This is a genomic window from Candidatus Zixiibacteriota bacterium, assembly GCA_022865345.1.
In the GTDB taxonomy this organism is placed as follows: domain Bacteria; phylum Zixibacteria; class MSB-5A5; order MSB-5A5; family RBG-16-43-9; genus RBG-16-43-9.
In genome coordinates this window covers 1-2,449 of the sequence record JALHSU010000108.1, presented here as the reverse complement: position 1 = coordinate 2,449, position 2,449 = coordinate 1, and the positions used below count along the sequence as shown (strand labels likewise).

The following is a 2,449-nucleotide window of genomic DNA, read 5'->3' as shown; positions in this document are numbered from 1 at the left end:
TTAATGACAAAAGCACCAGATAAAGTATTCATACATTCGGTAAAAGGGATGTTGCCTCATAATAGATTAGGCGACAAGATATTGTCCAAGCTTTTCGTTTATAGCGGGGAAAAACACCCGCATCAAGCTCAAAAGCCTGTGCCTTTAGAGCTATAGGATTTTTAACTAAAAAAGTGAAAGATTTCAGGAGGTGAAGTTTTGGAAAGAAAAGTATATTCAGCTACAGGCAGGAGGAAAACCTCAGTTGCCAGAGTCAGGATAATCGTTCCGGGAAACGGCAGAAGGATGATTAACGGCAAGGAGCTGAAAAACTATTTACAGAAGGATGACCTGATCAGACATGTTTTGCAGCCTCTGGAGGTATCCAAGGTGGACGGTAAAATGGACGTGGTCTGCAGTGCTACAGGCGGTGGGATTTCCGGCCAGGCCGGGGCTATCAGGTTGGGGATTGCCAGGGCACTGGCTCAATTGGATGAGAATCTGAAAAAGCTTTTGAAGGATAAAGGGTTTTTGACCCGTGACCCGCGAATGGTTGAACGGAAAAAATACGGACAGCCAAAAGCCCGCAAAAGATTCCAGTTTTCCAAGAGATAAGGTAAGTTAGTTGGGGATTTGCATGTTTGTAGGGGCGACCCGTCGGGTCGCCCCTACATGATGAAAAAGAGTTTGGTTTTTGGGATTAAAAGGTGAGAGAAATCCAATTCACGCACCAACTAAAATAACAGTAATTAGAGGGGTTGTAATGACTAAAATGAATTTCGGTAAATTAGAAGTACTCGATCCAAGAGAAGTATGGGAAAAAGAGGAAAAAGATTTTACACCGTGGCTTGCCGAAAATGTGGAGGCTCTTTCAGAGAGTATAGGAATTCCAATATCTATCGAACAGACCGAAAAGCAAGTTGGTGCATATAAACTTGATGTCTTAGGAAGAGTAGAAGGTACTGATAAAGTAGTTGTAATTGAGAATCAATTAGGACCAAGTGATCATAATCATCTTGGTCAATTAATTACTTATGCAGCTGGATTAGGAGCAGCCATTGTTATTTGGGTTACTCCTCAAGTACGAGAGGAACATCGGGCTGCTATAGAATGGCTTAATAACATTAGTGGTGAAAATATCTCTTTTTTCCTTGTTCGACCAGAGGTAATCAGAATAGATGACTCCAAACCAGCAGTTCGATTTCAACTGGAGGCAGGTCCAAGTGCTTTTGTCGAAGGATTACGAGATGCTGTTGAGAAAGAAGATGCCCCTCGTCATCTTTTCAGACGGCAGTTTTGGGCAGAATTGTTCACTTTCTTAGCAGAAAATGGACACCAATGGGCAAAAGGTCGTCGTACAACAAGAGATTCGTGGATTAGCTCGTCAGTTGGTCGTTCTGGTGTGGGGGTAAATATATCAATGGCTCAGGGATCTCGTCTTCGCGTCGAGATCTATTTGAATCATCCTTCTTCTGAACAAAATACTGAATGGTACGAGACTCTGATTAATCATAAGTCTGAGGTTGAGAAAATTCTTGAAGGAGAGTATGTAAATTGGGAACCATTAGAGGGTGCAAGAGCGTGTCGCGTTGCCGTCTACTTGCCTTACGATAAAGAAAAGGCTGAGGATGATTCTGAATATAGACAGTCATTATTCTCTTGGATTAGCAAGAATGCAAAATCAATGCGGGAGATAGCGAAAAAATATTTAGTAGCCTGATTTAATTAACAATGTTAAGTTTAATTATTGTAATAAACATCTTTAAGGATTTATATAGTTTATTTAATAGGAGTTTCAAACTTTAAGAAATCAAAAGTGAGAAAAAGTGTATTCTAACCCAGTAAAGTCTTCAGACTTAAAATTTCATCCAGTAACCTCCAAACGCTGGAAAGACCTTGAAAATCTTTTCGGCGAGAGAGGCGCTTGTGGTGGTTGCTGGTGCATGCTCTGGAGGCTTCCTCGCGCTAAATGGCAGCAGCAATTAGGCGAGAAGAACAGAAAAGCATTGAAGAAAATAGTTGATTCCGGTGAAGTGCCTGGTATTCTGGCTTATGCGGATGGGCAGCCTATAGGGTGGTGTGCAGTGGCACCGAGGGAAAGGTTCCAGCTTTTAGAGCGCTCCCGGATAATGGGAAAAGTGGATGAAAAACCGGTCTGGTCGGTGGTCTGTTTTTTCGTGGCAAAGCAGTTCAGGCAAAAAGGTATGAGTGTCGCGATGCTGAAAGCCGCAGCACAATATGCAGGAAAAAAAGGTGCAAAAATCGTCGAAGGTTATCCGGTAGAGCCAAAAAAGGACAGGATGCCGGATGTCTTTGCGAATACTGGCCTGGCATCTGCATTTCGCCAGGCAGGATTTAAGGAAGTGCTGCGCAGGTCTGAAACTAGACCGATTATGAGGTATTTTATTTGAGGAGAAAAAAAATGAAGACAAAATTAATTCTCCTGTCAACTCTTTTTACTGTATTTCTC

At 42.2% G+C, this 2,449-nt stretch carries 3 protein-coding genes; all 3 read left to right on the top strand.

The window, feature by feature from the left end:
• Positions 1 to 198 precede the first annotated feature (198 nt).
• Entirely contained in the window at positions 199 to 594 is a 396-nt protein-coding gene (gene rpsI / locus MUP17_04790; GenBank protein ID MCJ7458287.1) for a 30S ribosomal protein S9, read from the top strand.
• A gap of 79 nt (positions 595 to 673) precedes the next feature.
• Complete coding sequence (locus tag MUP17_04785; protein MCJ7458286.1) at positions 674 to 1,699, top strand: DUF4268 domain-containing protein; 1,026 nt, start codon at positions 674 to 676, stop codon at positions 1,697 to 1,699.
• Positions 1,700 to 1,805: 106 nt separating this feature from the next.
• Entirely contained in the window at positions 1,806 to 2,390 is a 585-nt protein-coding gene (locus MUP17_04780) for a GNAT family N-acetyltransferase (GenBank protein ID MCJ7458285.1), read from the top strand.
• Positions 2,391 to 2,449 lie beyond the last annotated feature (59 nt).